At 46.4% G+C, this 23,217-nt stretch carries 16 protein-coding genes; 6 read left to right on the plus strand and 10 right to left on the minus strand.

All coding sequences use genetic code 11. The annotated features are described in order from the left end of the window. Positions 1–27 precede the first annotated feature (27 nt). From ACOCLE_RS10450 to ACOCLE_RS10460, 3 genes are all read left to right on the plus strand, one after another. On the plus strand, positions 28–1,101 hold the full coding sequence (locus ACOCLE_RS10450) for a UDP-glucose--hexose-1-phosphate uridylyltransferase (RefSeq protein ID WP_419536646.1): 1,074 nt from the start codon (positions 28–30) through the stop codon (positions 1,099–1,101). A 35-nt stretch (positions 1,102–1,136) separates the two neighbouring features. Beyond that, positions 1,137–2,291 carry a galactokinase gene (gene galK / locus ACOCLE_RS10455; RefSeq protein ID WP_419536647.1) on the plus strand — a complete coding sequence of 385 codons (1,155 nt, stop codon included), beginning with the start codon at positions 1,137–1,139 and terminating at the stop codon, positions 2,289–2,291. Positions 2,292–2,539: 248 nt separating this feature from the next. Continuing rightward, a complete protein-coding gene (locus tag ACOCLE_RS10460) occupies positions 2,540–3,631 on the plus strand; it encodes a S8 family serine peptidase (protein ID WP_419536648.1) in 1,092 nt (363 codons plus the stop codon). 71 nt (positions 3,632–3,702) lie between these two features. Here ACOCLE_RS10460 and ACOCLE_RS10465 read toward each other — a convergent pair whose 3' ends face one another. From ACOCLE_RS10465 to ACOCLE_RS10475, 3 genes are all read right to left on the minus strand, one after another. Further along, positions 3,703–6,507: an autotransporter domain-containing protein gene (locus ACOCLE_RS10465; protein ID WP_419536649.1), complete on the minus strand. Its 2,805-nt coding sequence runs from the start codon at positions 6,505–6,507 to the stop codon at positions 3,703–3,705. Positions 6,508–6,547: 40 nt separating this feature from the next. Then, positions 6,548–7,591 (minus strand): transposase, encoded by a 1,044-nt coding sequence (locus ACOCLE_RS10470; protein ID WP_419533005.1) that lies wholly within the window; start codon positions 7,589–7,591, stop codon positions 6,548–6,550. Between the two features lie 212 nt (positions 7,592–7,803). Continuing rightward, on the minus strand, positions 7,804–8,739 hold the full coding sequence (locus ACOCLE_RS10475; protein ID WP_419536650.1) for a dicarboxylate/amino acid:cation symporter: 936 nt from the start codon (positions 8,737–8,739) through the stop codon (positions 7,804–7,806). Between the two features lie 14 nt (positions 8,740–8,753). Here ACOCLE_RS10475 and ACOCLE_RS10480 point away from each other — a divergent pair, with 14 nt between their 5' ends. After that, positions 8,754–10,034, plus strand: a complete 1,281-nt coding sequence (locus ACOCLE_RS10480; protein WP_419532972.1) for an ISKra4 family transposase — start codon at positions 8,754–8,756, stop codon at positions 10,032–10,034. A gap of 8 nt (positions 10,035–10,042) precedes the next feature. On the opposite strand, the gene ACOCLE_RS10485 is transcribed toward ACOCLE_RS10480, so the two are convergent. From ACOCLE_RS10485 to rlmKL, 4 genes are all read right to left on the minus strand, one after another. Continuing rightward, positions 10,043–10,489, minus strand: coding sequence for a cation:dicarboxylate symporter family transporter (locus tag ACOCLE_RS10485; RefSeq protein ID WP_419536651.1), 447 nt, complete (start codon positions 10,487–10,489; stop codon positions 10,043–10,045). 364 nt (positions 10,490–10,853) lie between these two features. Next, complete coding sequence (locus tag ACOCLE_RS10490; protein WP_419536652.1) at positions 10,854–11,456, minus strand: hypothetical protein; 603 nt, start codon at positions 11,454–11,456, stop codon at positions 10,854–10,856. A gap of 81 nt (positions 11,457–11,537) precedes the next feature. Continuing rightward, positions 11,538–11,864, minus strand: coding sequence for a hypothetical protein (locus ACOCLE_RS10495; protein WP_419536653.1), 327 nt, complete (start codon positions 11,862–11,864; stop codon positions 11,538–11,540). A gap of 262 nt (positions 11,865–12,126) precedes the next feature. Next, positions 12,127–14,295 (minus strand): bifunctional 23S rRNA (guanine(2069)-N(7))-methyltransferase RlmK/23S rRNA (guanine(2445)-N(2))-methyltransferase RlmL, encoded by a 2,169-nt coding sequence (rlmKL, locus tag ACOCLE_RS10500; protein ID WP_419536654.1) that lies wholly within the window; start codon positions 14,293–14,295, stop codon positions 12,127–12,129. Positions 14,296–14,580: 285 nt separating this feature from the next. Here rlmKL and rmf point away from each other — a divergent pair, with 285 nt between their 5' ends. After that, entirely contained in the window at positions 14,581–14,814 is a 234-nt protein-coding gene (gene rmf / locus ACOCLE_RS10505; protein WP_419536655.1) for a ribosome modulation factor, read from the plus strand. A 67-nt stretch (positions 14,815–14,881) separates the two neighbouring features. On the opposite strand, the gene ACOCLE_RS10510 is transcribed toward rmf, so the two are convergent. Next, entirely contained in the window at positions 14,882–15,904 is a 1,023-nt protein-coding gene (locus ACOCLE_RS10510; RefSeq protein WP_419536656.1) for a quinone-dependent dihydroorotate dehydrogenase, read from the minus strand. A gap of 135 nt (positions 15,905–16,039) precedes the next feature. Continuing rightward, on the minus strand, positions 16,040–17,545 hold the full coding sequence (tnpC, locus tag ACOCLE_RS10515; protein ID WP_419536657.1) for an IS66 family transposase: 1,506 nt from the start codon (positions 17,543–17,545) through the stop codon (positions 16,040–16,042). 306 nt (positions 17,546–17,851) lie between these two features. Between tnpC and ACOCLE_RS10520 the strand changes: the two genes are divergently transcribed. Then, on the plus strand, positions 17,852–21,544 hold the full coding sequence (locus ACOCLE_RS10520) for a hypothetical protein (protein ID WP_419536658.1): 3,693 nt from the start codon (positions 17,852–17,854) through the stop codon (positions 21,542–21,544). A gap of 131 nt (positions 21,545–21,675) precedes the next feature. Here the strand turns inward: ACOCLE_RS10520 and sstT are convergent, their stop codons facing one another. Further along, the gene (gene sstT, locus ACOCLE_RS10525; protein ID WP_419536659.1) at positions 21,676–22,926 is read right to left on the minus strand and encodes a serine/threonine transporter SstT; all 1,251 of its coding nucleotides are present in this window, start codon (positions 22,924–22,926) and stop codon (positions 21,676–21,678) included. Between the last annotated feature and the right edge of the window lie 291 nt (positions 22,927–23,217).

Consider the following 23,217-nt stretch of genomic DNA (forward strand, 5'->3'; position numbering starts at 1 on the left):
AGGCGGGCAGCGAATAAAGGCAAACCAATGACACCATTTAATCCTGTTGACCATCCACACCGTCGATTCAACCCACTGATTGGCGACTGGGTACTGGTATCTCCCCATCGTGCCAAGCGCCCATGGCAGGGACAGGTGGAGAAAACAGCTCCAGACTTTCGCCCGGTTCACGATCCTGAGTGCTTTCTCTGCCCGGGAAATGACCGTATTACCGGTGACCATAACCCTGACTATACCGCCCCTTATGTTTTCCCCAATGATTTCCCGGCACTGCTGACAGATACCCCGGATGCAATCAGCGAATCAGACCTTTTCCAGAGCAGCCCTGCCCGAGGGGCAGCGCGGGTTATCTGCTTTTCACCGGATCACAGCAAAACCCTCCCGCAGTTGTCCGAGCAGGAAATCCGCAAGGTTGTGGATACCTGGGCAGAACAGGTTATTGAACTGGGACAGACTTACCCCTGGGTGCAGCTGTTTGAAAATAAAGGGGCCGTGATGGGCTGTTCCAACCCTCATCCTCATGGCCAGATCTGGGCCAGCAGTTTTCTCCCCAACGAAGCACGCAAAGAAGACGACAACCAACGCCAATGGCTAAGCGACAAAGGCGTCAACCTGCTGGTTGAGTATGCACTGCGAGAATCAGAGTCCGGTGAACGTACAGTTGTTGAAAACGACCACTGGATTGCCGTAGCTCCTTATTGGGCTGCCTGGCCATTTGAAACGCTCCTGCTGCCCAAACGCCACGTACTGCGCATGCCCGATCTGACAGAAGTGGAACGCGATGCTCTGGCCAACATTCTGAAAAAGCTGACGACCAAGTACGACAACCTGTTCCAGACCTCATTCCCCTACTCCATGGGCTGGCACGGTGCGCCCTGCCATCAGGGTGAGGCAGGTACAGATGACCGCCACTGGCAACTGCACGCTCATTTCTATCCACCACTGCTGAGGTCAGCAACCGTTCGCAAGTTTATGGTGGGTTTTGAAATGCTGGCAGAAACTCAGCGTGATCTCACCGCTGAGCAGGCTGCCGCCCGTCTGCGCGAACTGCCCGATGTGCACTATCTGGAAAACAGCGCTGAGCCTGCAGAGAATCTTTAAGATTGATCCCAATTTTGAAAAGAGTTATGGAAAGTATGATGAACCAGCAACAAACCCTGACTGAACTGTTCGAGAAAACCTTTGGTCATCAGCCAACTCACTATTTTCAGGCACCAGGCCGGGTCAACCTGATTGGTGAGCACACCGACTACAACGATGGTTTCGTGCTGCCCTGCGCCATTGACTACCAGGCAATGATTGCTACTTCTCCAAGAGGTGATCAGAAAGTCGTGGCTACTGCTCACAGTTACGACGGACAGGTATCCGAGTTTGAGCTTTCCTTACCGGTTTCTCATAGCGAAGAAGCCTTCTGGAGCAACTACGTTCGTGGTGTCGCCACTGTATTGATGGAAAAAGGCATGAGTCTCAAGGGTGTCAACATTGCCATTATTGGTAATGTTCCCCAGGGTGCAGGTCTCAGTTCATCCGCCTGCCTGGAAGTGGTTACGGGCCTGACACTGACCCGAATGTCCGGGCTGGATGTCAGTCTGAAAGAACTGGCCCTGATAGGCCAGAAAGCAGAGAACGAGTTTGTTGGCTGCAAGTGCGGCATCATGGACCAGATGATTTCAGCCTGTGGTAAGGAAGGTCATGCCATGCTGCTGGACTGCCGGTCACTGGATACGCGTCTGGTATCAATCCCCCAAACTGCCGCAGTTGTGATTATCAACTCTAATGTAAAACGCGGCCTGGTGGACAGTGAATACAACACTCGCCGGGCACAGTGTGAAGCGGCAGCTCAGCATTTTGGCGTTAAGGCTCTGCGAGACATTACTCTGGATCAGCTGGAAGCCAGCCAGAGTGAGCTGGATGAACTCACCTATCGCCGGGCCCGACATGTTGTGACTGAAAATGATCGCACTCTGGCAGCTGCCGAAGCACTGGCCAGGGGAGACCTGAAAGCCATGGGGCGGTTAATGGCTGAATCCCATATTTCCATGCGGGATGATTTTGAGATTACTGTTCCAGCCATTGACGGCATTGTTGACATTGTTAAAGCCGTCATTGGCAGTGAAGGTGGGGTCAGAATGACCGGTGGTGGATTTGGAGGCTGTGTCGTTGCACTGATTCCGGAAGAAAAAGTGGATGCTGTCAAACAGGCGGTTCATGAGCACTATCCTGAGTACTCCAATGGCCTTGTTGCTGATATCTATGTTTGTCGTGCTTCTCAGGGGGCTGGACAACTGTAAATATCGCTGTATAAATCCATTATCAAACAATGGCTCCAACGAAGGAAGCCATTGTTCTGATTAGAGAAACGACCGCAAAACAATAAACAGAACTGTAATAGAACCTACAAAATAACTTTCCTATAAATTTTCCAAACTTCACTACAAAGAACACACAATCTATCATTTGACCGATTTCAAACGAACTTCACAAAAATTAGATTGTCTATGATTGAGGAACTTAATAAATCACATTTATCATATTTGTCATGAGAAAAATACTTTTAGCCGTAGCAATACTGCTCATAAATAACAGCATTTCTGCCAATGATCATAACACTCCAAATCCACCACCAACCGACCTCAAGCGAAATATAATTCTCATTCGTGATCAATTCTCCTTGAGGCTTGCAGATGCTGAGCTCTCTCATGGTGAACTGGTTACAAATATAATTAAGGGTAAATATCATCCTGAGCTTATACCCACCCATCCAGAGCTTCGCTCCTGGGAAATGGATCTTAAACTGGACTTAAGCCATCACTTGAACATCCCTGAAAACCCAGACGAATACTATGATACAGAGCCTGAGAGCGCAGAGGAAACAGACAAGACTTTGTTAACATGGATTTGGCTAAATTTTAAATCAAGCATCACTAATTTGTTTAGCAACCCTGAAAAAAAGGTGAGACCACTAAAAAGAGAACGTGTGTTAAAATTTGATGAAGAAAAAGACAGAGTTGCTATTATTAATCAGAGTTTTACACACAGTAGTTTTGTATCAGCAAGAACGCACCTCAAACCTTTTTATAAAAAAGCAGTTAACCCCCCTCTTCTTATTACGGCAGCAGGAAATGATACCAATCACTGCACAGAAGAAGCGGCAATCATCAATCGCCATATCGGCTCTGACTATCAGAGGCTGGCTGCGTTCTTCTTTGGGCAGCCAATTTCCAATTACCAGAAATACTACATGGCATGTCCACAACACGCTCTGGCCGCAATGGATTTAGGAGTAAATGACTATTTTATCAATGTCATCAGTGACCTGGGGAATGGAACAACCAACAAACCAGCAGGCTACCTGAAAGAGCGAACCGTGGCCGCTCCCTATGAGGCTGGCGGGCATTATGGAACCAGCATGTCTACCGCCTATGTAACAGCAGTGGCAAACATGATTCTTACCCGTGCTCCCGAAATGCCACCTCCAGAAATCGCTCAAATCATTTTCATAACAGCAGACAAGAAAGGAATCAATGAGTTAAATGAAACCTGGGGTCATGGTGTAGTAAACCCCAGAAAAGCAATGGAGTATATGGATGCTTTAGGTTATCCGCCACTACCGCAACAGTCGGCAGAATAATAGTGATATGGCTTTACCCAATCACTATTATTTCAATAACTGGCAGAGCAATATTAGAAATAGTGCTGTGATCAAAAGTCGTAACGCACCTGAGCCTGTAGACTGTCAGACTTAAACCCTGTTGCCCATCGATGCTCATAGTTAAGCAGGAAGCTCAGATTGTTATCCATCCAGTAATCCACGCCCAGGCTTGCTTTATAGGATGTTTTCTCAGGGGCTACACCAATGGTCCGTAATGTAAGGGTCTGATTGAACACCTCGGCAGTGACATCGGCATTCACGGCATCGCCAACAAAGTCGTGGTATACCATCAAGCTTGCTTCCGGCAGCAGGATACCACGACCCAGTTCCAGCAGATGGCTGAAACGAACACCAGCCCCAAGCTCCAGAACATTGATGTTATCCGATGACACCTGTGTTGAAGGTGATCCATCACTGTAGCTTTGAGAATAATCCTCTGTTCTCAGATGGCTATACTCAAGGCTGACTCGAGGCTCAACCAATGTGTCATTATTGTTGTACCAGAACTCCTTACCACCCGTTGCCAGCAGGCCTAACTGTTTGCTGCTGTAGTCGGAAGTACCTTTGACACTGCCGTCATAACTGACACTCTCAGTCCGGTTGAAACCAACATTGACTATGGAATCAAGAAACCAGTCATGATTCTGCAAGTTGCTGTATACACTGAGTTGATAGCTTTCAATATCGCTACTGGCGGAGGTATCCTTAACATTGACATCCGCCTCGGCATAACTGAAAGAAGCCCCCAGCGTGTAGGTATCAGTGAGATCGGTATCACCACCAAAACTGATCCCTTTCAATCGGCTTTTATAGCCATTGTAACGGGTGCCATTACTGCTCTGGCTACCTTGATCCGCTTCTGCACCGATGGCTTTCAACCAGACAGCCCCCTGCTCCAGCACATCACCGGATGACACACCGGAACGACCACCGTCACGAAGGCTGGCAAGTCGTGAGAGCAAGTTGTTAAACACTTCGCCCTGCATCTGTTCTGCAGCAGCGGCAATGGCGGCCAGGGCAGCCGTATCGCCGCTGGGATACTGCTGCTGGAGATAATCAATTAAACCATCTGCATCAGAAATGCTGAGCAGCTGCTCACTGTCAATAAAGCCAGCGGCGGTCTGTTGATCAAGGCTTCCAAGATAGCTTTCCAGAAAACCGGCAACCTGATTTACCAGAGCATCACTGCTATTGTCTGCAACCACGGCCGAGAGGTCAGTGGTTGAAACCGTGACATCCACATGCTGACCCTCCACCACCGAGGCATCATCGACGGTGTATAGAATAGATGCAGAAGACACTGCCGGGATACCGGTAATTCCTGTTGCGCTCAGAACACGGTATTGCTCCGTATCGCCATAGGCAAAGTCACCTTTATAGTCCGGTGTGACAAGAATAGAAGCCCCATCAGCAAACTCAGCCTCAGGGGTAGTCACTGTTTGCTGTTGAGCATTTCCTTCCTCACCAACAAGAACCGTCTGGGACTGAAGCGTCAACCTGGCGGTTGGATTACCATTTTGAAGATTATTTTCTCCATCGAGGAGAACAGCCAGCTCGCCCTGTTGGACTAAATCAACCTCAAATACAACATCACCTTTAATCCCAACCTGCAAACGACCGGTATCGGTAATGGTGATGGCACTGGCAGCGGCTTTTTCAAGAAAATCAGCATACTCCACTTCTGAATCAAACCTGGCGTAATTAACGCCATTAATGTTGCTGTAATAAGGCTGTATTCCGAAAATATTGCCCGTTAATTCAGCTGTGCCGGTAACTCGGATTTCCGAAGCCCCCTCTACATTGCCATCAACAAGACCGCCTTCCAGAATAAACGTGTGCTCACCTCCCATGAAGCTGGTCAGTCCGGTAATGGTTCCGGTGTTGACAAAGGTATGAGACAGACCTTCAAATCGAACAGCATCATCGTTCACCGATGTAATTGAGCCGCTATTGGTCACCGTACCAATGGTGCCTTCTTCAAAGGTTCGAATATAGAGTCCATAATCATCTTGAGAAATCAGAGTTCCAGAATTGACAACGTCGCCAATGGTCCCTCTATTGGCAAAGACATATAAAGCGTCTTCCTCAGCACTGATCGTCCCTGAATTGGTGACATCACCAACCAGCGCATTACCCATATCATAGGTGCCATCTTCATATCTCAGGTTGTTGGTCTGAACCACCAGCCCCCAGTAGCCTGACTGAATACTTCCACTGTTGATGACATTGCCAACTGTACTGTTCTCCCTGGCATAGACCTTAAAAGCATCATCATCGTCACCACTCTTTATCGTTCCGGAATTAATTACATTTTGAACTGAGCTATTGCCATAGGTGCCGACAAAGAGGCTAAATCTTTCGCTGGACTCGATTTTATTCTGGTTTTCAATGGTACCAACCTGACCATTATCATCGAGGGTTACATCAATACCTTCCCGAACTGAGTAAATTTCACCCGCATTGGTTATATTACCGATAATACCGGTTGCTGCCTGAGAGTAATCACCAACCTGAATTCCTTCCTCAGCTGATCTGATGGTGCCACTATTAATAATATTTCCGACACTTGGTTCATTACCATCAAACTCTCCAACAGCATTAATATAAAGTGCTGCATCATCACCACTGGTATCAATAGTACCTTCGACGGTGATATTACCAACACGACCATTGCCTTCTAGATCGGGAGAAGCATCAACACTGACCGCGCCACAGGTTTCACCCTCAACACTGATGACGATGTCACCGCCTTCAGAGGTAGGGGATCCTGAACACTGGGCTACTGCTCCACTGGGAAAAGAGAAAGCAGTTACTGCAGCAATGGCGATACTTAGCAATGATCGGTTAAAATCCATTTCTATGTCCTTATACTTCTTCTTTTTATTACTGTAGAACTTACGCATTGACAGCTCTGATAAAAGATGGTCTCAGCCAGTCTTTACCATCAGAGAAGCTCTTAATGAAGTCCCAAATAGCATCCTTGAGCGCATCATTCTTAACGCGATAGATGCTACTGAGAGATTCAGATACTTTCTTGGCCTGAAGGCAGGCATACCCAAAGATAGAGGCAAAAATATGGTTCCTGACCTGCTGCTTTCCTCTCACCTGAAAGCGCTCAATACTGCAGAGTTGTTTCAGCGCCCGGTGATACTCTTCGATCGCCCAATGGTGCAGGTGAAGTTCATTAAAGCCTACCTGTGGTGATACCTCTGATCCAGCATGGGGTGTGTAGACGACGTAATGGCGCAGCTCGTTTTTTAGCCGCGTCCGGTACAAACGCACAGAACCAAAATTACGTAGCCAAACGGTTATTCCCTCTTCAGGAATCTCCAGGCTCTGCACTTGTTGGTAGTCACCCTTTTGGATAGAAACAGTACGGTTGCTTTTAACGGCAAACATAAAACCCAGACCGTTGTTTTTCACAGTCTTCAGGTTTGCGGCACTGCTATACCAGGAATCCCCCGTAACAAATGCAGGTCGTAAGCCCCATACAAGTACTTCTTTCAGCATCTCGAGAAAATAATCATTTTTGGACTTTCCGTCCGCAGAGTCATAGATACGGAAATTGACAGGAAGGCTATAGCCTTTGATATCGGTGTAATAGAGCGTTATGAGATTAATGCCCTTGACGGCTTTATGATGCTTGCCCGAGTAATGATAGCCGATGAATGCCGTGTAGTTACTGTACGGCTTATCCAGCACCGTATCATCAACCGATAGCGTGCCCCCATCAAGAATCAGCCTTGCGGCTACTTCCATGAAAAGGTCATTGGGAGCAAAGTCTTCACGTTGTAGAAAACGGTTAACGCTGTGGTGTGACATATCTCCGATCTCACTAAGGCGAGTACAGGTTGCTGATTTCGGCTCACACAATAGAAACCCTGTATATTTCGGCAAATCACACCCAGCTGTTGTAGGTCTTGTTATCTTTCTACGCACGACGACATCCGCTATTTTTTGCTGATCTAGCAATTTTTACAGCTGCCTGTCAATGCGAAAGTCCTATACTGTTTTTTCGAGTATAAAGAATGATCTGATAAATCTTCAAACAATTGTTTGATCTAAGGTTATCCTGCCTCATTTATAAAGCAGAAAAGCCAGAAGCACTTATCGCTCTTCTGGCTTTATCTTTAGTTCAGATTTGGAAATATTCAGCTGTACTGAACTTCACCTGTCGCTTTCTCATTAGTTACGGAATCAACATCAGAAATCTGGCCTTCACTCTTGGCAACAATGGTGCTGACTGCGGTATCACCCACCACATTGGTTACGGTGCAGGCGGCGTCCAGAATCCGGTCGGTGGCAATGATAATACCGAGAGCTTCAGCGGGCAGACCCAGTGTGTGCAGAAGAACACCCGTGGTTACCACTGCACCACCGGGAATACCACCGGTAGCAATCGCCAGCAGAAATGCAGTAAAGCCAAGGGTAAACAGTGCAGTGCTACCCAGTTCCACACCATAAGCGTTGGCAACAAAGATGGTAGCAACCACCATATAGATTGCCGCACCAGACATATTCATGGTGGCACCCAGTGGTACTGAGAATCCTGCGACCTTCTCAGAAACCCCCAGTTTTTCCGTCAGCGTTCTGAATGTTACCGGAATGGTCGCATTGGAACTGGCGGTGGAGAGAGAGAACATCATCTGTTCACGGGTCTGACGAATAAACTGCAGTGGACTGATACCCGTGGTAATGCCAACAACCAAGGGGTAGAAGATAAACAGCCACACCGCCATCACCGCCAGAGCAGTCAGGACATAAGCCATCACACTGACAATACTGCCAGCATCCAGGGTTGCACCCAGCTTGGCGGTCAGGAACAGAACACCGAGAGGCGCCATGCTCATCACCATGGTGATCAGTTTCATCATCACGCTGTTTGCCAGTGCAAAAGCATTACTGACACTGTGTGTCTCATGGTTTTCAAGCTTCTTCACCGCGATACCGGTGACAATGGCCATAAAGAGAATCTGAAGAATATTGCCTTCAGCAAATGCCTGTACCGGATTCGTTGGGGGTGCTCTCTCTGAATGATTGAAACAATAGTGCTCTATTTTCACAGCTACTATGGGAACACCACTCATAATAGTTAACTGTCATGCCCGCTTCTGTTATTTCCAGCTCTACCAAAAGCATCGTTTTGCAAATTGAAGTTTCTATAGATTCAGGCAACATGCTGAATCTTGAAGATAGTTTACAGCGTGCACTCAATGAAGCCGGGCAGCTTGGAACAAAAGAGTTATTGGGGCTATTTGAATCACCCAATAAAGAACCTATCGTCGTTAATCAGCAGAAGTGGAACTACAAAGGAAAGGTTCTTAAGCACTATGAAACCTTATACGGTCGTATACCTTTGGAGCGCTCCGTATATCAGGGTGTCAGAGGTGGCAGTACTCTGGCAGCACTTGATCTTCGTGCCGGTATTATTGGTTCAGCTACCCCCAAATTTGCCAAGTCTATCGCCTGGAAATACAGCCAGATGCCAGCGCCTGCGGTAAAAGAAGATTTTGAGACCAACCATCAAAGGACGCTTTCAAATTCTTATATCAAGCATTTATCGGACAGAGTAGGTGCATTAATTGAAGACCAGCAAGACACTCACTACCACCTTCCTCCACTAAAAGAGCCTGTTGAAACAATAGCCATTGGTCTGGATGGAACCTGCATGCTGCTTTGTGAAGAAGGCTGGAGGGAAGCCATGTGTGGGACATTGAGCCTATATTCTGCAGATGGAGACAGGCTCCACACGATATATACAGCCAGTTCGCCAGAGTATGGTAAACAAAGCTTTATGAGCAAGCTCGACGAGGAGATTGCAGATCTAAAACGACTCTACCCAAATGCCACATACATCGGGGTAGCTGACGGGGCTAGAGAAAACTGGAGTTATTTGAAACAACATACCTCTGGGCAGATACTCGATTTTTATCATGCATCTGAATATTTAGCTGGAGCAGCGGAAGCACTGTTTCCAACCAGTAAGGCGAAGCGACACCAGTGGCTTGAAGACAGGCTACATAGTTTGAAAAACAAGCGTGGAGCAGCCAAAAAAATCCTTCAGGAAATTGAATCAGCCGAGCTCCCGAAAAAGACAATCGCACTGACAGAGAAGCGCTACAAAGCTGTGAGCTATTTTACAAACAATCACCAGTTAATGAATTATCATCAGGCGCTTAAACGCCATTGGCCAATAGGTTCAGGAGTTACTGAAGCGGCTTGTAAGACTCTGGTAAAGCAACGATTATGTGGTTCTGGAATGAGGTGGAAAGCAACAGGAGCGGAAGTGCTTTTGACAACAAGAGCACTGATCCAGAGTAAGGGGCGCTGGGAACAACTTTGGTCTGAGTTCATGACTGGAAAGGTTGAAGCTAACCTATGAGTCAGTTATCAAATTGAGAGAGCACCCTTCGTTGGTACAACAGCTATTACCATATCCAGCAGGTTTGGCAGGCTGGTACGGCTTAACGTCAGGGACTCATCAGCCAGCCCCAGGTTAGCACCGATCCCCGGTTGAACCACCATGGCCAGACCAATCGCAGCAGTAATCGCGACCACAGTATTGATCAGGTACAAACCAAAGGTTTTAAAGCCGAGACGTCCAAACTGACCAACGTCTTCCAGATTACAAACTGCATTGACGATGGAGATAAAGATCAGTGGCACTACCAGAAGTTTGATCATCCCAACAAAGATGCTGCCGCCAGCATGGAACAAACCACCCACCAGATAGGTCTGCAAAAAACCATCCGAACTGGCAAAGAGCTGAATTGCGCTACCCAGCACAAGACCAATTACCAGAGAGGCAAGAATACGGGTTGCCAGATTTTGATTCATAAACTCAAGTACTCCTTCACGGGCCATCCTGAATGACCGCCTTCTTGTATTTATTGGAATCATCAGAAGAACAGAAGGCAATCTGCCCTCCTTCAGTGGAGAGCGAATCTAACCAATCCTAGACATAAGTACAAGTTCTAACATACTGACATAACAGAAAAAAAACCTTAGAAAACATTAAATTTAAACTTTAATCCTGTTTTCAAGCGGTTGACGCCAAAAAATTCTAACAAGATTAAAATAAATACAGCGTATGATGGGGAATTGGCTTTTCTTGAGATCAAATAAAGACGAAAGATAACAATATTTCACAACACCAGCTATTTCCACCGACTATTTCAATCCTTTCAAGCAGCCCGGATTTTCAACCTTTTAAGACTCCCAGAGCAGTGTTTAACATTACCCCTCCATGAGTCGCTTCAGCTCTACGAGAGTTTATAGCTTTCCCTAAATCCGGTTTTCTAATTGACTCAGCAACAGCTTGAGCCTGGCGCCCCCGTCTACTCGCTGATGGAATACTTCTCGCCCCCGGATTTCTTATATCTTCTGCATGCTGTTTAATTCGCTCTTGTTTTTTTCTACCTGACGAGCCTTTTTTAGTAACATGGGAAACAACCTCGCTTGCGTCGCCCCCAGTAAATTGTTTATGCCCCCCTAGTCTGGGTTTCAGGCCACCACCATGACTATGGACACCCGCTAATTGCACGGTATTACCAATCAAATCAGCGGCATCACTAACTGTAATTGAATTATTTTTGCTTATACGCTCCTGATGTCTTTTCTGCATCTCCGCGATTGGATCCTCAATAATAGGATCTTTTAGTGGTGGCGGCTTTCTGGGAGCTGCAGAGATAATCCCATTTGTAGCAACACTCCCGATTATTCGCCAGCCAGAGAATGCCACCTCATTAGGTTGAATAGTAGGCGTTGCGGCAGGAGGCTCAAATAATGCCAGATCTTTTCGCAAGAGATCAGCCTGTTGCAAATTAGCTGGAATAGGAACAGACTCATATTCTTCAATAGCTTTCTTTACATCTTCTTTATTTTTTTATCTAGGGATTGGCGCCTGACTATCATACCAATCTCTATAGTAGCTATCAGGAGTTGGCTCTTTACCCAACCTGATGCAATAACAACAATAGTCGTCATCAAACTCATCTCGAGTCTTTTGACTATCTGTACAATAGAAACCAATCAAACTTATCCCTTTCGTTTTGGCAGAACTTCGATGAGATAAGCGTGAACCCTGAGATTCAGTATCATAAGGCTTCTGCTCTTTATTATTTGTAGGTTGCTGATCAATAACAACCTCATCGCCAGCACGAGTAGCCTGAATAGGCTCTGTCAAATACGGTGTTAAAGATTCAGGTTTCATTCAGAGATCATTTGGTATTTATAGACAAAACAAAGGTTAGTCTATATCGAGTTTTCTACCAATACAGTAAAGAAAAAACACCACTTCACAGTTTGATAAAACAATAATCTTATAAGATGAGTTATCAATTACTAGATTAAAATTTTTATCTAGCAAAAAACTTAGTTAATGCGTTCAAACATACAATAAAAAAATATTCCCAGCACTTATACCCTTTAAAGGGATAAGTGCTGGGAATATTAATTGCCACTAAAATAAAGAGTTAGCGCTGAATACACCAGCATCGATGAATACCCGGTCTACGCTGGAAGTCACGATCAATGGTAGAAACAGTAATCTCCTCAACACTGAACTTCTGCTCAAGCTCTTTCGCCAGCTGGAAACGTCGGAAGTTGTTGGAGAAGTAGAGTACCCCACCCGGTTTCAACCTGGCCATTGCCCGCTCGATCAACTCAACATGCGCTTCCTGCACATCAAATACACCCCGCATCCGCTTGGAGTTTGAGAAGGTGGGGGGATCCATAAAGATCAGGTCATATTGCCGTGTATCCTGCTTCAGCCACTGCAGGCAGTCTGCCTGTTCCAGCCGATGCTTGCGATCCACCAGGCCATTCAGCGCCAGATTTTTCCTCGCCCATCCAAGATAGGTATTCGAAAGATCGACACTGGTAGTACTGGCCGCACCGCCCACCGCGGCATGAACGGTTGCCGTTCCGGTATAGCAGAACAGGTTCAGGAAATCCTTACCAGCAGCTTCTCTGGCAATGCGCAGACGCATTTCCCGGTGATCCAGAAACAGTCCGGTATCCAGATAGTCCTTCAAGTTCACCAGTAAACGACTCTCTCCTTCTTTCACCTCAAGCATATCACCCGACTGCTCAAGCTTTTCGTACTGCCGCTTTCCTGACTGTCGCTCACGGCGCTTGAAGACCACATGATTTTCCGGAATACCCAATACACCAGGAATCACTTCCAGCGCTTCCAGCAGCCGTTGGTGGGCTTTCGTCTCATCAATGCTTTTTGGTGCTGCGTATTCCTGCACATGAACCCAGTCCCTGTAGAGATCAACGGCAACGGCATATTCCGGCATGTCAGCGTCATAAAGACGATAACAGTCAATATGCTCTTTTCTGGCCCACTTACCCAACTGCTTCAGGTTTTTCCTCAAACGGTTGGCAAACATTTCACCACCAGCTGTACTGGCCTTGAAGGTATTAACAACATTGTCCTGACGGGTCTGCTGAGAAGCTGGCTGGTCAACCTGACGCTCACGAACATCATAAAGATACAACTTACAGGAGAGTGCGCCATTGAACAGGGTATAGCTCTTCTTCGGCCCCATCCCCAGGCTTCTGACCAGCGCCTGTGACGAGGTAAAGATGGCCGCCTGCCAGCCCGGCGTCTGCTGTTTGATTTTTTCGCCAAGGTGTTTGTAGAGATAAACGAGGCTGGCCTCATCCCCCATACGCTCACCATAAGGTGGGTTCGCGATCACCAGACCAGACTGAATTTCCGGATCAACCTTCAGACTGGCCAGCTCCTGTTGCTTGACAGTAATCAGTTTACCCAAACCGGCACGCTGAATATTTGCCCTCGCTCTCCCGACAATTTTTGGCAGCCCCTCATAACCGACGATAGTCGTATTAATCGCAGCAAGGCCAGTCGTGCGACGTGCTCGAGCCTCCTCAAGGACAGTCAGCCAGACTTTGGGAATATGCCCCATCCACTTATCGAAGCCAAAACGGGCCCTCAGCAACCCCGGAGCAATGTCTGCGGCCATCATGGCGCCTTCAATCAGAAAGGTTCCTGAACCACACATAGGGTCCAGCAGTGTGCTGCCCTGTTTTGCCAGTGCAGGCCAGCCAGCTCGATACAAAATCGCTGCCGCCAGGTTTTCTTTCAGAGGTGCTTCGCCTGCTTCCAGCCGATAACCGCGTTCATGTAGACTCTGGCCTGACAGGTCAATGGCCACAAAGGTATTATCACCTCTGGCATGCACATTAATTCTCAGATCCGGCTTGGCGTTATCAACGGATGGTCGCCAACCATGACGATCTCGCAGCTGATCAACAATCGCATCTTTCACAAACTGGGAGCCAAAACGGGTATGGGTGATATCTGGCGTAGAACCGTTAAAATCGACCCGAAAGCTGGAGCCCTGGTCCAGATGTTCATCCCAGTCAAAAGACTGAACACCGCGATACAGAGCATGCTTATCGGAAGAGTCCACTTCGCCTATGCGCAGCAGAATCCGGCTGGCCAGACGAGACCACAGACAAGCTTTGTATGCCAGCTCAAGGTTACCGGCAAAGCTGACTCCGGCAACGGTCTCCGCCACTTCACTGGCTCCCAGTTCCTTCAGCTCTTCTGTCAGCAGGGATTCCACTCCCTTGGGACAACTGGCAAACAGAGTCAGCATCGTTGTACTCATAACGTCATATTCCTGAAAAAGCTAAACAACAGCTTTTATTAACTAAAAATTCTCAATGTTTTCTCAACAAAAGCGTCAGATTTGGATAAAACTTAGAACATTGACTTTCCTTGGGTGAATACTTTCTTCAGTTGGCTCTTTACCCACACCGTTTTTTGGGGGACAGTTAGCACCAGTGACTAGTTACCCCCACCACTGGGTGAAGTCAGCTGTGTGGTAATTCTGAAAGAAAGCCTGAGGCGCCAGGGAGGCCGTCAATAACCAAATCAGCAAGAGGCAGTTACCATGTTGAAAAGACACAAAAGGGATAAATCAGATAGAGCCTTTAATAAAGGATACCAAGTAGGCCTGTCTGGCCGCTCCAAGGACATCTGCCCCCATCAGGAGCCAGATTTACGCCAGTCGTGGTTAAGTGGCTGGCGAGAAGGTCGCGTTGATAACTGGGAAGGAATGACGGGAATTTCGGGGTTACACCGAATGTATAACTTCTCTCACACCTATTCAGCCGACCTGCTCTGATTGCGCTGACAAAAAGCCCCTTCCGGGGCTTTCAGAAATCACCTGATTCTCTAAAATACAGCTTCTTTTACGATTCGACAGAATATACGGCTTCAGCCGCCTCACGAATCAACTCTGGCCCCTTGTATATAAAGCCAGAGTATATCTGTACCAGGCTGGCTCCTGCCTTGATTTTATCCGCTGCCGTCTGTGCATCCATAATACCACCGACACCAATAATCGGCAGTTTACCAGAGAGCTCTCCAGCCAGCAGTCGAATCACTTCCGTAGACTTATCACTCAAAGGAGCTCCACTCAGACCTCCCGCTTCCTCGGCTGTCGCAAACCCGCTGACCTTATCCCGATCCAGTGTCGTATTGGTAGCAATAACGCCATCCAGTTCATAGGACACCAGCTCGGCAGCAACCGCTGCAATTTCCTCATCGGTCATATCCGGGGCAATTTTGATGGCCAGAGGCACCTGGCGACCATGTTCTTTAGCCAGTAATGCCTGTTCTTCCTTCAGCGCTGAAAGCAGGCTTTTCAGAGCATCACCATACTGGAGCTTTCTTAACCCCGGTGTATTTGGAGAAGACAGGTTAACGGCCACATAACCGGCGTGAGGATAGACTTTACGCAGACAGGTCAGATAATCGCTATTGGCATCTTCTACCGCCGTGGTCAGGTTCTTACCAATGTTAATACCGATAATGCCTTTGTATCGGCTTTTTTGAACATTCGCGACGAGCTGATCTACCCCCAGATTATTAAACCCCATCCGGTTGATCAACGCTTCCCTCTCGGGGATACGGAACATTCTTGGCTTTGGGTTTCCTGGCTGCCCAACCGGTGTCACGGTTCCCAGCTCAAGAAAGCCAAACCCCAGACTGCCCAGGCCATCAATACACTCTCCATTCTTATCAAGCCCTGCAGCCAACCCAACCGGGTTGTTAAAGGTCAATCCCATCACTTCCCTCGGCTTTGACGGAACCGTCGGCGAAATCAGCCGGGTCAGGCCAAGACGTTCCCCTGCACTGATCATTTCCATCGCGAAATCATGAGCAGTTTCAGCAGAGAGGCAAAACAGGGCACTTCGTGTCAATTTATACATAGGAGTGATCGATCAGTATGCGCCAGACAAAATTCGGGGGATTATACGAACATTTATCCCGCTTGTCTCTAAGGATTAACGTCTAGAGCTGCCTCAGTACAGACTGACCAATCGTTATACAAATCACCAATGTAACTATTCAGCACCCAGCAAAGGCGTATTGTTGTAATTTCGAACCGCTTTAAGAAGCGCCTGAAATATGTTCAACCCCTGCTTTTTAGCAGATGATAAATAGCTTCGGATTCGGGTAAACATGGTACCTCCGTCTTCGCTTCTGAAGCAGCCTGAGATCTTCTGCTTAAGTTTGGCCATCCTGGCATCACGTTCACTGCCATTGTTATCGAAGGGAATTGAAAAGTCCGACATGAAGCGCAACGTTTCAACCTTAAACTCAATAAGCCTTTTGAACAGGTTGTAGGCCTTGGTATTCCTGACCTTCTTACGTCCAAGCACCTGTCGTTGTTTTTCCATATAAGCGGTTTCCTTCGTGAGAGCCCTTTGAAGGATTTGGTCGTATATCGTCTCAATGCGAAGCTGTATTGCACCAGGCATTTGAGTCAGACCGGCTGCTTTGTATTTCTTGCAGAAGTGCCAGGAGAGCGTAAGCAATTTCATCAGCCGCAGAGCCAGCTTATTCGCATCCCTATCGACAACTCCCTGAAGCTCTCTCAGATGATGGGCATTACAAAGCACATGCACTGCCGCATAGGCAAAGTAGGACTTCCAATGATCGTGAACCAGAATGCCTGCAAAAGTCAGCAGGATGCCCATTGCATCCATTGCTTCACAACCTCGCCTTTCTGAGAGGTAGTAAAGCGTCCATTGGTCATCTCGCATAATGTGTAACCACCACAGTGAACCGTCAACCCGCATGCCAGTTTCATCCGCTCCTGCAACCGGACTTTCTTGTAAAGCATCGCGGATACTCTGCTCAGTAGAGGCCAGGTTCTCATGGGTATAGGCAACAAAATTGGCAACAGAGCCTGCGCTGACACTCATGCAATAAATAGTATTGAAATACTCAGACACCCGGTGATATGGGATGAAGTGATACTGGTTTAAATGAACAGCCATTGCCTGAGTCACTTCTCCGTATTGAGCAGCGGCTTTCACTCCTTGGGGAAACTCAGCGGTGTTCCGTTTACCACAAGGACATACTTTAACGTCTGCCCAGTACGCGGTAACTTCAAATTCTCCGGGTCTACCTGGATCAAAAACCTGTCGCTCAATGTATTTGGTGGGTTTAATATCGATAAGCGAAGACTGGCAACAGCAACATTTTTCAACCTTCAGATGCCTGACATAATCGGGTAAGGCGACACGTCTCAAACAAGAGCCTTGATGACCTTTCTGGCCACCTGGTTTATTGCCTGAAGATGGTCTAAGGCTTTTGGGGTTCGGTGTTTCCTGTGAGGAGCAGGGGGCTTCTTTGGAAGATGTATCACCTTTATCACTCCCTTTTTTACTGGGCTTTTGATAACCATCTGACGATGGTGGCTTACTACTGTTTTGACTGTTTTTATTAACCCTTTCTTCCAGTTCGCTGCAACGTTCCCATAAAAGCGCATTCTCGGTCCGAAGCTCTTCATTCTCTTTAAGGAGAGCTTCGGTAAACGGAGTAGCTGGGAAGTCTGGTTCCATACTGGAGATTTGTTAGAAAAATTGAGTATAAGATGATGGTCGAAAAATCAGAAAATTCCAGATTTATATGAAGGGTGCTGAATAGTTACTCACCAATCACAAATCACAAATCACAAATCAATATTGCATCACGACTTCCCGATCATCATAAAAATAATAAACAACACTTTTTTTTATCTGCAAGCACCCTAAGCAAGCGCATTAAGCAATCACCCTCCATTTATTTACAATAAGCATATGAAACAATTATAAGCAGAATTGGTCTGAACATTTGGTTAAAAAAATTACCAACCCAAGAGTCACAGAATGGTTCATCATGTTGACCCTCGTTCAACACAAGTTTTTGAAACAACAGTACACCAGTCACGCACTTTCAGACAAAGGGGTAAGCCGCGTTTCGGTTATAGGCGGACAGACAAAGTATCAACCAAAAATCAATTAAATGGATACACAGCAGACTCCGAGGAGGATCCTAATCTGCATGGATGTAAGCGCAACAAACGAAGGTACTCAAGACTCAGAACCGAGCGTACAACACTGCCCTCTACGATAACGAAAGAAGCTGGCACCAACAATGCTACCGCATTTACGCCAGAAAAACGCCATGCTGAATTAACGCTGGAGGAAATCGTTAGATGGGATCTCGACTGGCCCAGAGAGACAACAGGTTCTGATGGATCAGGGCTCTCCGAAGATGAAAGAGAAAGAACACAAGCCGCACAATGTCAAACTCCCCCAACATGGCCATCAAGCTCCTCATACTTTTCAGCGACAGAAGGGTCATCAGAGGACACAACATCGGTAGCAAGCGAGTATCTCTCATTTGACAGCGAACCTTACCTTGACAGATGGCCTGAAATCGAAGAGGCAGAGGAACGGCATCTAAAAGAATTAATCAGGACTGGAAGAACTCCTGAGCTTCAGCAAACTCCTCCTGAGATAATAGTCGCTTTTATTTGCCGGCTTGTAGACGGAAGCCCCTCATCAAATCAACAAGCTGATTCAGCTCAGGTGACACCGGAAGAACAAGCGAATCTGAGATGTGCGTTTGACACACTATACGAACAACGTCATGCACTGAAAACAGAGCAGCCTCTTGTTTCAATTGCCTTTGATTATGATTTATCAAAGCGAGACATACTGGAATACTATCTCAAAAAGCGTTGCGACCAGGTTATTTACCACACAGAAACCTTTTTTGAAGAATTAATCACTCCTAAAGCGCGAACTCACAAACAATTGGAAGCTGACTACCTGGCGATAGCTGCCATAGCGGCATTCAAACAAAGTCAAAGTCCTCACGAGCACGCTCAGGCCGCTATCACCCAACTGTTGAGATCGCCCTTACTATCGGGACTTAAAAAGCACCTTGAAGATACCTTCTGTATGGCTCATGCCAGACACCTGATACAGAGTCTTCATACGCTTGAACTGGAAAGAGCAAGTCCTGTGGAGCTGCTTCAGGCCAGAGAACAATTCCGTCTGCTGGATTTAATCCAAAATAAAATCCCAAAAAAATTGAAATTGAGAGAGCTTAATGAAAAACGTCTACGGTTATCCGCCATCATAATTTGCCGGTTTCTGAGGGCTCTTCCTGCGCCCCATCACCAATATATCTGGTATCAATTAGCTCCTACCAGTGAAGCATACATATATGAAACACTTTCATCGTATAGTGACACTGAAGAGAAACATTTTTTTAACGCAGTTCTAAAATATATCGATGCAACACAAACCTGCGAATCTAATGACTGCCATGAGAATGTCAGGAAATGGAGTCAATGCAGACATGACCTCTTTGACCGGCTGAAGCAATTACTGGTGAAGATAGCTGATCAAATTATCAGTAAACAGCAAAATCTCTCGCCATTGAGAACCAGCAACAACGCTGAAATCAACATAAGGCTGGCCGAACAAGCGGCAAGAGAGAGTAGAAAGTTAGGTCCAAGGCCAATGAGTGCCAACTCGGGTTTGACTCCTATTGTTTCTACCGTAGTAGACTCTGTTTTTGAACTGGAAAAATCCTTCAAAGATATTGAGGCTGACCTTTACTATAAAAAACTTCTTATTGATTCTGATTATAATTTCTACGAGGAAGTTAATAAAATTTTTCAGATCTCCCCCCGGGAATGCATACAAAAATTCGTTAATTATTTATGCAGCGGAGATAAATCCTGCCTGAAAAAAATAAAAGAACTGATAGTGGTAGTGCAAGAAGCAACCACAAAAATGCAAGCAATAGCACAGCGAAACCCAAGACATTTCCGTCACGAAATGGGAAAAATTTTTACATTATACGCTCGTTTTAAAAGCCTGTTTTCTGCAGATCCTGCACTGTCAGACGCATACAATATTTTCATGAGCAGCCTAAAAGGACATGCACTTGGTGCTGCTTTTACTCAGGATATACCTTCCCCTACCATTAACTGTGATCCAGAGGAAATTGACACCATAAAACAGTTTCAGATGTGCTGCGACATAGCGGGTAAGATTCACGAAGCTCTCGATTACTATGATATATTTCGTGCTTTTTGGGATTTTTCGCCAAATAGACTCATCAGAAGCTTATTACCCACCTACGTTTCCGAATTATGTTTTGAACCGATGAGGCCCACGCTTATCCGCTGGTTGTATTGTGCCCAGTATGCGGAACACTTCTTGTACTATCTTGTTTCAGACATGCCCGGCAATGCTGTTTCGTCCCTGAGCCTTTATGCGGCTGCCGAAAGAGCCAGATACATTAGCCAAACTGGCAATGTGATAAAACACCTCAGACCTGCCATTACTCAAGCTTACACAGTCTATGATTTGTATAAACAAGCCGTTACAGAACCAAGTGACGACACAGTTAACTGGAAACGACTGCGCCTTGAGTTTAAAAAAACAACAGGCATTCTTATTTTATCTTTATTTTTAGCAGCATCCGTTACCGCTCTAGCTTTCATGGTTGGTATTTTTTCTATCTTTGCAAGTCCGATAATTGCTGCTGTTATCACCGGCATTTCCCTGTTTACTTCCAGTTTTAACAAAATACTTTACCTGCAGAATCAAACTGAAAGGTTGACACGACCTGTAAAGCAGGCTGTTAGTGACTACGTAACAAGAAAATTTTCAGAGGATAGCGAAGCCGCTCGTGAAGCCAAAAGATGCATTCAAGAAGTCAGCCAAACCATAGTTCAGAAGATGCAGCTCATGACCAAAGAATCTCCCCATCAGGACTATGATATTTATATTGAGCTTTCCAGATACTGGGAACAGTTCTGGGGCCAAAGCCCTAACAAAGACAGGTATCTCAAAGCCGTCGTTGAAGACCTTGAAAAACCAAGTATTGCTACTCAACTTAAAGTTGATGCCGTTGAAATACAGAAGTATGTAAATGATATAAAAGTCATGGAAGATGAATTAAAAGCATTGGATGAAAAACCGGATACGCCCTCCATTGAGGATATCAACGACCAAATTATCTGCCCCTCCCTGAAACTCAAAGTTATGGCAGGCACACAAAGGCTAAGAGTCGCAATTGAGGACCAGCTAACACTCAAAAATAAACTGGCAAAAATGACACTGATCAAAATGTGTGGAACAGAAGCACCTGGAAGTGATTTACCAACAATTATTGGAACGCTGAAAACACACCTTCAGAAAGTCGCCATGGGCATGTGGGTTAAGGACAAACTGCAAAGAATAAGTGAAATGCATATCCTCCTGAACCGGGACACAGAAAATCATCCGTTTTCTCCAGAAACAGCATGGCACAGCACTCATGAACAGGTAGAACAGAACCTCCTGGAAAAGAGAACTCTCGAGCTCACCGACCTACTTGATGAATTGAGGCATCAAGCGGTCAGCTGTGCCCTTGAAGAGTCTTTTAGAGGACAGTCTGAGATTGCCGATGATGACCTAGAAAAAGCTTTTAATGACCCACAGTTTGAACAAAGAGTGACCGTAATACTTTTGGAACTTCTTCTTGCCCGCTCATATAGAATGGAACACCCATAACGCTCACGTTGCGCTGGCTCACAGCAAATCATACAACAATGAAATATGCATTAAATAACCAAAACGTTTACTTCATCGTTTGTGTTACCAGCCTTGTTCAAAAGCTGGCAACACACGTTTCTGATGGATATTTATACACTCACCGAAGGAGTCCCAGCCAGAACGCTTTCCTTTCTTTCAGCTGCAATACATGCCGCTGCCGTAAATACCACATCCGTAGAACTGTTCAATGCCGTTTCCAGGGAGTCTTGGATAACGCCTATGATGAAACCAACGGCAACCACCTGCATGGCTATATCATTAGAAATACCAAACAAGCTACATGCCAGCGGAATCAATAACAACGAGCCACCCGCCACGCCGGAGGCACCACAGGCAGAAACCGCAGCAACTACACTCAACATCAGAGCGGTTGGCAGATCCACTGAAATACCCAGTGTGTGAACAGCAGCCAACGTCATGACGGTAATCGTAATGGCTGCACCTGCCATATTAATGGTAGCCCCCAGGGGGATGGATACAGAGTAAGTATCTTCGTGCAGGTCAAGACTCTTACACAGCTGCATATTCACAGGAATATTGGCTGCAGAACTGCGTGTAAAGAAAGCGGTAACGCCACTTTCCCGAATACAGCGAAGGACCAGAGGGAAAGGGTTCTGACGAATCTTCAGATAAACAATCAGAGGATTAACAACAAAGCCGATGATCAACATACTGCTGACCAACACAGCAAGCAGTTTGCTGTATCCAAGTAGCACACTGAATCCTGTCTGGGCAATCGTGTTGGCTACAAGTCCAAAAATACCAACAGGAGCTAACTGAATGACAAAACGCACGATGGAAGAAACTGCCATCGAAAGATCATGAACCATAACCCGGGTCGACTCACTTCCGTGGCGCAATGCCAGACCCAGGCCAATAGCCCAGGCAAGAATACCAATAAAATTGCCTGTAAGCAGAGCTTCAACTGGGTTCTGCACTATCTGAAAAAGGAGGGTATGGAGAACTTCCATAATGCCTTCCGGTGGCAAAGCACCACCACTGTTGGTAACCAGCGTCAAGGTAACCGGAAACAGGAAGCTCATGGAGACTGCCACAAAAGAAGCGGCCAGTGTTCCAAGAATGTAGAGAAAAACAATGGGTCGCATATTGGTATGCTGCCCCTGCTTCTGATTGGCAATGGATGAAGCCACCAGCACAAAGACCAGAATCGGTGCAACCGCCTTCAAAGCACCTACAAACAGGGAACCGAGAAAAGAGATTGAAATCGCCGTATCTGGTGAAATAGCTGCCAGAGCAGCTCCGAGTGCGATACCTATGATGATCCTTAACACCAGACTGCTGCTGGCCATTCGTTCATAAAAAGATTGGGCTTGACTCATGATTTACCTGCTGTACTACGTTCAAGTTTTTATCAGTCAAAATTGCAGGGACTGGAAACCACCCCAAATAGATCCTTTAGTTCCATGAGGCCTGCACTTGTGGTATGCCGGAATATTCCTTCTGACGTCTTTGCAACAGGCTGTTGCTACTGCCCAGACGAGCAAGAGTACCCTCAGTGAGGCTTCACCGGAAAGTTATAATCTCAACGACAGTTATAAATACTTTTGAACCAGGAAAGAATTCTGACGAATAATCAGCCAAAAGACATTCCATACTCAGGGCACTTAAAT

It is taken from the genome of Endozoicomonas sp. (genome assembly GCF_965196975.1).
Lineage (GTDB): Bacteria > Pseudomonadota > Gammaproteobacteria > Pseudomonadales > Endozoicomonadaceae > Endozoicomonas.

Coding starts and splice junctions, on each gene's coding strand:
- sstT (WP_419536659.1), bottom strand. CDS start 22,926: ATGAGTCAAGCCCAATCTTTTTATGAACGAATGGCCAGCAGCAGTCTG.
- ACOCLE_RS10475 (WP_419536650.1), bottom strand. CDS start 8,739: ATGAGTGGTGTTCCCATAGTAGCTGTGAAAATAGAGCACTATTGTTTC.
- ACOCLE_RS10520 (WP_419536658.1), top strand. CDS start 17,852: ATGGTTCATCATGTTGACCCTCGTTCAACACAAGTTTTTGAAACAACA.
- ACOCLE_RS10460 (WP_419536648.1), top strand. CDS start 2,540: ATGAGAAAAATACTTTTAGCCGTAGCAATACTGCTCATAAATAACAGC.
- ACOCLE_RS10450 (WP_419536646.1), top strand. CDS start 28: ATGACACCATTTAATCCTGTTGACCATCCACACCGTCGATTCAACCCA.
- ACOCLE_RS10485 (WP_419536651.1), bottom strand. CDS start 10,489: ATGAATCAAAATCTGGCAACCCGTATTCTTGCCTCTCTGGTAATTGGT.
- rmf (WP_419536655.1), top strand. CDS start 14,581: ATGTTGAAAAGACACAAAAGGGATAAATCAGATAGAGCCTTTAATAAA.
- tnpC (WP_419536657.1), bottom strand. CDS start 17,545: ATGGAACCAGACTTCCCAGCTACTCCGTTTACCGAAGCTCTCCTTAAA.
- ACOCLE_RS10480 (WP_419532972.1), top strand. CDS start 8,754: ATGCCCGCTTCTGTTATTTCCAGCTCTACCAAAAGCATCGTTTTGCAA.
- ACOCLE_RS10465 (WP_419536649.1), bottom strand. CDS start 6,507: ATGGATTTTAACCGATCATTGCTAAGTATCGCCATTGCTGCAGTAACT.
- ACOCLE_RS10510 (WP_419536656.1), bottom strand. CDS start 15,904: ATGTATAAATTGACACGAAGTGCCCTGTTTTGCCTCTCTGCTGAAACT.
- rlmKL (WP_419536654.1), bottom strand. CDS start 14,295: ATGAGTACAACGATGCTGACTCTGTTTGCCAGTTGTCCCAAGGGAGTG.
- galK (WP_419536647.1), top strand. CDS start 1,137: ATGATGAACCAGCAACAAACCCTGACTGAACTGTTCGAGAAAACCTTT.
- ACOCLE_RS10495 (WP_419536653.1), bottom strand. CDS start 11,864: ATGAAACCTGAATCTTTAACACCGTATTTGACAGAGCCTATTCAGGCT.